This window comes from Mesorhizobium sp. IMUNJ 23033 (genome assembly GCF_044778005.1).
GTDB lineage: Bacteria > Pseudomonadota > Alphaproteobacteria > Rhizobiales > Rhizobiaceae > Mesorhizobium > Mesorhizobium amorphae_A.
In genome coordinates, this window is record NZ_JBJACT010000014.1 from 166786 (window position 1) to 173225 (window position 6440).

8 protein-coding genes are annotated in these 6440 nt (G+C 63.1%); 5 read left to right on the forward strand and 3 right to left on the reverse strand.

Going from position 1 to position 6440, the window contains the following annotated elements:
• Positions 1-158: 158 nt before the first annotated feature.
• Together greA and ACFX5Q_RS17490 are read right to left on the reverse strand one after the other, a co-directional pair.
• Positions 159-632 (reverse strand): transcription elongation factor GreA, encoded by a 474-nt coding sequence (greA, locus tag ACFX5Q_RS17485; RefSeq protein ID WP_006202485.1) that lies wholly within the window; start codon positions 630-632, stop codon positions 159-161.
• A gap of 272 nt (positions 633-904) precedes the next feature.
• Positions 905-1438 (reverse strand): tetratricopeptide repeat protein, encoded by a 534-nt coding sequence (locus tag ACFX5Q_RS17490; RefSeq protein WP_404279959.1) that lies wholly within the window; start codon positions 1436-1438, stop codon positions 905-907.
• 180 nt (positions 1439-1618) lie between these two features.
• Between ACFX5Q_RS17490 and ACFX5Q_RS17495 the strand changes: the two genes are divergently transcribed.
• From ACFX5Q_RS17495 to ACFX5Q_RS17515, 5 genes are all read left to right on the forward strand, one after another.
• Positions 1619-2044 carry a DUF3775 domain-containing protein gene (locus ACFX5Q_RS17495; RefSeq protein ID WP_006202487.1) on the forward strand — a complete coding sequence of 142 codons (426 nt, stop codon included), beginning with the start codon at positions 1619-1621 and terminating at the stop codon, positions 2042-2044.
• A gap of 76 nt (positions 2045-2120) precedes the next feature.
• The gene (locus ACFX5Q_RS17500) at positions 2121-3023 is read left to right on the forward strand and encodes an extensin family protein (RefSeq protein WP_404279961.1); all 903 of its coding nucleotides are present in this window, start codon (positions 2121-2123) and stop codon (positions 3021-3023) included.
• A 123-nt stretch (positions 3024-3146) separates the two neighbouring features.
• Complete coding sequence (locus tag ACFX5Q_RS17505) at positions 3147-3971, forward strand: extensin family protein (protein ID WP_404279963.1); 825 nt, start codon at positions 3147-3149, stop codon at positions 3969-3971.
• Between the two features lie 74 nt (positions 3972-4045).
• Entirely contained in the window at positions 4046-4753 is a 708-nt protein-coding gene (locus ACFX5Q_RS17510; protein WP_192183834.1) for an LssY C-terminal domain-containing protein, read from the forward strand.
• Positions 4754-4856: 103 nt separating this feature from the next.
• Entirely contained in the window at positions 4857-6167 is a 1311-nt protein-coding gene (locus tag ACFX5Q_RS17515) for a hemolysin family protein (protein WP_404279966.1), read from the forward strand.
• A 44-nt stretch (positions 6168-6211) separates the two neighbouring features.
• On the opposite strand, the gene ACFX5Q_RS17520 is transcribed toward ACFX5Q_RS17515, so the two are convergent.
• On the reverse strand, positions 6212-6440 hold a 229-nt coding region (locus ACFX5Q_RS17520; RefSeq protein WP_404279985.1), incomplete at its 5' end, for a hypothetical protein.

Genomic DNA, 6440 nt, shown 5'->3' on the forward strand with positions numbered 1-6440 from the left:
AGAAAGAAGCTGGCCGCAACGCTGGTGATTGGCGAAATCGTCTATGACGGCGTCATTCTCCCCGTTTACGGGGAGAAGATGGCGGTAGCCAGATGAGGGGCGGCGCAACGTATTGATATTGTAGGTTTCTGCCTAAGGGCAGAACGACAGCCAGTGCCTCAAATAAACTGCACCTGGACGATCTCATAACCCCTGGCACCACCTGGTGCATTGACCTCGATGGCGTCGCCGACCTCCTTGCCGATCAGCGCACGGGCGATTGGCGAGGAGATCGAGATGCGGCCCGACTTCACGTCGGCTTCCTGGTCGCCGACGATCTGGTAGGTCTTCTTCTCTTCGGTGTCCTCGTCGACCAGCACCACAGTGGCGCCGAACTTGACCTTGTCGCCGCTGAGCTTGGTGACGTCGATCACCTCGGCCCGCGCAATCAGATCTTCGAGCTCGTTGACGCGACCCTCATTGTGGCTCTGCGACTCTTTCGCAGCATGGTATTCGGCGTTTTCGGAAAGGTCGCCATGCGAGCGCGCTTCGGAGATCGCCTCGATGATGCGCGGCCGCTCTTGCTGCTGGCGCCAGCGCAGTTCTTCCTTCAATGACGCGAACCCCTCGCCTGTCATCGGGACCTTGTTCATGATGCCTGACCTTTCCTGCCGCTACCCCCGCGTTTCGGGGATAGCCTTGTCGATGGGTACAAAAAGAAAACGGTCCGGCAGCCTCGGGCTAACGGAACCGTTTCACCGCAATTTGGCTGAATATAGCAATCTTCACGCGTTTTTCACGCCCAAAAATGGGTTTTTGAAAAATCCCCCGCCGATTCCGAACCTGACGTCGCGGCAGGTGCGCGGGAGGCAACAAAAAACCGGCTGCGATCGCCCGCAGCCGGTCCAATGCTTGGCGGATCGGATCAGCTCCGCATGAAATGATCGATCTGCTGGGCCAGCATGCCGTATTCGCGCGAACCCTTGCCGGTGCGCTTCTCGATCTCGCTGAGTTGCTCGCGGGCGCCGGCGAGATCGCCCATCTGCAGATGTGCCTCGCCGAGATATTCGCGCACCAGCGTATAGTCAGGGTTGATGCGCAGCGCTTCCTCGTAATAGCCGAGGCCGACTGTGATGCGGCCGGAATGGCGATGCGAATAGCCGAGATAGTTGAGGATGCGCGGATCCTGCTTGTTCGCGGCAAGGCTGAGCACGGCGATCGCCTCGTCATAGCGCCCGGCCATCGCCAAATCGTGGCCTGCTTCATAGATGTTGTCGTCGTCCAGTATGCCGTATTTCGGCGTGACACACTTCTTCAGCTTCTTGTCCCAGACCTCACCTTTCCTGCACTTGGGGGTGTCGCCACCACCGCCACCGCCTTCACCAGCCGTGAATGCGGGGGCTGCAAACAGCGGCAGGGCGGCAATAGCCATGACCTGAATCAGCAAACGTCTGCGCATCGAAGCCTCCTTGAGAATGACAATGCGATACTAACGCAGGTGCCTCGTCGTTTCATCCCGGAAAGAAACAGCGGCCGCCAACATTTGCAGTTTGACGCCCGCAAACCGAAGATGACGTGACGAATGCCGTAAATCCGCTATCATCCGGCAAACGGCCAATGGAGCATGCGGAGAAGGCCCGTGCAGCAGCGCCTCGAAAGGGAATGGGAGCTTTCGATCGGCCCGGACACCGTGCGCCTGTTCATACTCAAGGCGAAGGCGCTGAGCGCTGCCGTCAACGAAGACTATGCCGATGGTGCCGAGCATGAGATCGAACTCGACGGCCAGTCGCACGACAACCATCACCATGACGGTCTCGCCGAGGAAAGTTCGGAAAACCTCACCGAGGAGGAATTTCGCGAACTGATCAACGACCTCAATGTCGACGAGGCGGCCGAACTGGTCGCGCTGGCCTGGGTCGGCCGGGGCGACTACGACGCATCGGAATGGGCCGACGCGCTGGCGGCCGCGCGCGAGCGTGCCAACAAGCGCACGGCGAAATATCTGCTCGGCATGCCGCAGCTCGCCGATTGGCTGGAAGAAGGACTGGAAGTGATCGGCGCGTGACATTGCGGTTACCGATCGTGATCGGCCGAATGCGCCTTCCGAGGCAACTTCCGCACGGCCCCGCCGTTTGGGGGCGATGGCGGCGCTGACCTTCCCCGGATTTTACAGATTGGCGCTGCCTTTGGCGGCGGCGATGCTGTTGGCGGGGCCAGTGCTCGCCAAGGCTCCGAAACTTCCTGAATCCGTGCCTGTGCCCGAGCTCAATCAACCGGGACCAACGCCGGAACCCGAGCCGGCGGACGTTCCGGTTCCCGAGCCGCGCCCGACCAACGCGCCGTCCGGCCCGTCCGAACCGCCGGCAACGGCACCCATGCCTGCCGAAAAGCCGACGCAGGCAGAGCCGCCGGCTAGCGCGCCGGGCCCGCCGGAGAAACCGCCGGAGGAAAAAAAGACCCTTCCCGATCCGCGATCGGCCTCAATTCCCGCCGGTGAAATGCCCGAGGAAGAACTGGCCTGCCGGCGACGGCTGAAATCGCTGGGCGTCGACTTCGAGGAACACAAGGCCGAGCACGATCAAGAGATCGGCTGCTCGATCCCCTACCCGATCACGCTGAAGACACTCGGAAAATCCGTCGCGATCACCCCTGCCACCGAGCTGAATTGCGCCATGGCCGAGGCGTCGGCACGCTTTGTCGCCGATGTCGTCCAGCCCGTGGCGAAAGCCGAATTCAGCGCCGACCTGAAGTCGATCGGCCAGGCCTCCGCCTTCGTATGCCGGCCGCGCCATAACGGTGGAAAGCTGTCGGAGCACGCCTTCGGCAACGCGCTCGACATTGCAACCTTCACGCTCTCGGACGGCAAGAAGATCGAGGTCGGCCCGACGCCGCCCGAAAAGGACGCGAAATTCCTGAACGCGGTGCGCAAGGCAGCCTGCGGGCCGTTCAAGACCGTGCTTGGCCCGGGCAGCGACGCCGACCATTCGCTGCACTTTCACTTCGACCTTGAGCCGCGTCGCCACGGCGGCACTTTCTGCCAGTGAGCGAAAGGCGAGGTGTAGAGAGCGGCGCGCCGCAATTTGGCCGCAGCCGTGAACGCCGGCGCTGATTTTTCCTTTACTCTTGGCGACTAGACTTGTGCCATCCGGGGACAGGGATGCCTTTCAATGGCCGGAAGATCTGGCGCCATGTTTGCCATGGCACGGTACAAGAAACATGCGCGCATCGCCGTCGGGCGGCTGGCGACAGTGCTTGCGATTGCGGCGGTGTCGGCCTGCACCACCGGAGATGTCTTCTCGCTCCAGCCCGCCGTCGATGTCGGCAGCCAGACCGCCGCGGTGCCCACCGCCGTCCCGGAATACCAGGGCATGCAGCGTCTCGTTCCCTCCAACCCCTATATGACAGCCGCCTATCCGCGCATGGACGAGCCGATGTCGCCTCTTGAACAAATGCCGGCCAGCGAGATCGACTGTCGCAGCGAGCTGAAGCGCCTCCGCGTCGCCTACACCGATCTGGCGCCGATCCATGAAGGACAATGCGGCATCGACTATCCGGTCAAGGTCTCGGCCATCGGCAGCATCCAGATGAAACCCGCCGCGACGCTGACCTGCGACATGGCCGCCACCTTCGCCGGCTGGACGAAGAACGAACTCGTGCCGTCCGCCCGCTGGCGCTATTTCTCCGGCGTCAAGACCATCCACCAGGGCTCCAGCTATTCCTGCCGCAACATCGCCGGCGAAGGTGTGTTGTCCGAGCACGGCAAGGGCAATGCGCTCGACGTGATGAGCATCGAGCTCAACAATGGCGACGACATCGACGTGCGCAAGCCCGGCCTGTTCGCCTTCCGCACCCGCGGCTTCCTCAACACCGTGCGCGCCGACGGCTGCCAGTATTTCACCACCGTGCTCGGTCCCGGCTACAATTACGACCACCGCAACCATTTCCATTTCGACATCAAGAACCGCAAGAACGGCTACCGCGCCTGCCGCTGAGCCCAGACGGATGACCTCTGCCCAAGGCTGGCAACGCCGCATAGAATGATGCCGTACATGTTCGGCGGTATCGGATGAGCCAACGCACCCTTCGACGACGCGCCGCAATCTGGCTGGCGGCGTTCTGCGCCTTCTATTTGGCGCTCGCCTATTTCGCGGCGCCCGAATTCTGGACGTGGCGGGACCGCGGCTTCCGCACGCAGCGCTTCGAGATGATCACGCACACGCCGCAAGGCATCCCGGGCGACCCGATCAATGTCGGCCTTGTCGGCACCGAAAAGGAGGTCGTCCACGCCTTCGCCGTCGCCGGCTGGGATACGGCAGACGCCGTCACGCTGAAGACGGCGATCGAGATCGGCGAAAGCGTGCTGTTCGGCCGCCCCTACCCTGACGCTCCGGTCAGCCGGTTGCTGTTCGAAGGCCGCGCCCAGGATCTGGCCTTTGAAAAGTCGGTCGGCGACAGCGCCGACCGGCGTCACCACGTCCGCTTCTGGCAGGCCGACGCCCGCGGTGACGATGGGCGGCCGCTCTGGCTCGGATCCGCCAGTTTCGACCGTGGCGTCGGCCTCAGTCACGACACCGGCGCCATTACCCACCATATCGGTCCCGACATCGATGCCGAGCGTAACTTCCTGATCGGCGACCTCCGCGCCGCCCGCATGCTGATCTCGACCAGTGACATACCAGGGATCGGCGCGACGAAGACCGGGCGCAATGGCGGCGGCGATCCCTATTTTACCGACGGCAAGGCAGTGATTGGCATGCTCAGGCAATTGCCTTGAGATCATAGGTCCGGGTTCGGATTGAAATGGTCGTGAGGCGTGATCTTCTAAAAATCATGGCTGACTATTTTCGAAGACCTCGCCGCAATGCTATTGACCGCGCATGCTTTACGTTGAAATCGCCACCGTGGTCGTCCTCATCTGTGTGAACGGCCTTCTGTCGATGTCGGAACTTGCGATCGTCTCGTCACGGCCGGCCCGCCTCAAGACGATGATCGACCGCAACGTCAAGGGTGCCGGCCGCGCGCTGGCGCTTGGCGCCAATCCTGGCAAATTCCTGTCCTCGGTGCAGATCGGCATCACCCTGGTCGGCGTGCTCTCCGGCGCCTTCTCCGGCGCCACGCTCGGCGCGCGGCTGGCGCAGTTCCTCGCATCGACCGGTATTCGTGAAAGCGCCGCTGACCCGCTCGGCGTAGGCATTGTCGTTGCCGCCATCACCTATGGCTCGCTGATCGTCGGCGAGTTGGTGCCCAAGCAGATCGCGCTGCGCGATCCCGAACGCGTTGCCGCGAGGGTCGCGCCGGCGATGACCATCCTTGCCACCGTCGCAGCGCCGCTCGTTTTCCTGCTCGACATTTCCGGTCGCGCGATATTGTGGCTGCTTGGCCAGCGCGGCGAGAGCGAGGAGAAGGTCACCGACGAGGAGATCAAGATGCTGGTCGCCGAGGCCGAGCACCACGGCACCATCGAATCCGACGAGCGGCGCATGATCGCCGGCGTCATGCGGCTCGGCGACCGCGCCGTGCGCGCGGTGATGACGCCACGCACCGAGGTCGACTGGATCAACCTGCAGTCCGACGAGACCACCATACGCAAGCTCTTGATGGAGACCCAGCATTCGCGCCTGCCGGCCGGCGACGGTGGCGTCGACGCCATGATCGGCGTCGTCCAGACCCGCGACGTGCTGGCGGCGATCCTCGGCGGCAGGGCGCTGGAGCCGCGCCGCCATGTGCGCGCCGCCCCCATCGTCCATGACCAGGCCGATGCACTCGACGTGCTGTCGAAACTGAAGGAATCGGATGTCCCGATGGCCCTGGTTCATGACGAGTATGGCCATTTCGAAGGCATCGTCACCCCGGCCGACATTCTAGAAGCCATCACCGGAGTCTTCCGCGCCGACCTCGACGCCGGCGAAGAGGAAAACGCCGTCAAGCGCGAGGACGGCTCATGGCTGCTCGCCGGCTACATGCAGGCCGACGAGATGGCAGACATTCTGGGCATCGACCTGCCGGAAAACCGCGACTACGAGACCGTCGCCGGCTATGTCCTGTCACACATGCACCATTTGCCGGCGACCGGCGAATGCGTCGACGCGCAAGGCTGGCGCTTCGAGGTGGTCGACCTCGACGGCCGCCGCATCGACAAGCTCATCGCCACGCGGCTGGCGAGCGGCCACCGCGAAGTGGTGCGCTGACGGACGCATGTCGGCTTGACCCAACGAAGACATTCACGCCGCAGCTAGAGCCTGGCAGCTTTGCGCCGCATATAGGTCGTAGAGATCGGCTTTGCGGCTTCCCGAAAGCAGATGAGGTGGATGGCTCCCGCTCCCGGCATCACAGTCCACAGTGGGTTTGCTGTCAGGCAACCCGAGCTAAGGAGCCATCCGCCATGCAGATTACCACCGTGGGCCTTGATCTGGCCAAGCGCATTTTTCAAGTTCACGCCGTCGACGCGTCTGGAGACGTTG

Excerpts from the sequence above, each read along its gene's own strand:
- ACFX5Q_RS17505 (WP_404279963.1), top strand. The coding sequence starts at position 3,147 with ATGGCCGGAAGATCTGGCGCCATGTTTGCCATGGCACGGTACAAGAAA.
- ACFX5Q_RS17490 (WP_404279959.1), bottom strand. The coding sequence starts at position 1,438 with ATGCGCAGACGTTTGCTGATTCAGGTCATGGCTATTGCCGCCCTGCCG.
- ACFX5Q_RS17515 (WP_404279966.1), top strand. The coding sequence starts at position 4,857 with ATGCTTTACGTTGAAATCGCCACCGTGGTCGTCCTCATCTGTGTGAAC.
- ACFX5Q_RS17510 (WP_192183834.1), top strand. The coding sequence starts at position 4,046 with ATGAGCCAACGCACCCTTCGACGACGCGCCGCAATCTGGCTGGCGGCG.
- greA (WP_006202485.1), bottom strand. The coding sequence starts at position 632 with ATGAACAAGGTCCCGATGACAGGCGAGGGGTTCGCGTCATTGAAGGAA.
- ACFX5Q_RS17500 (WP_404279961.1), top strand. The coding sequence starts at position 2,121 with ATGGCGGCGCTGACCTTCCCCGGATTTTACAGATTGGCGCTGCCTTTG.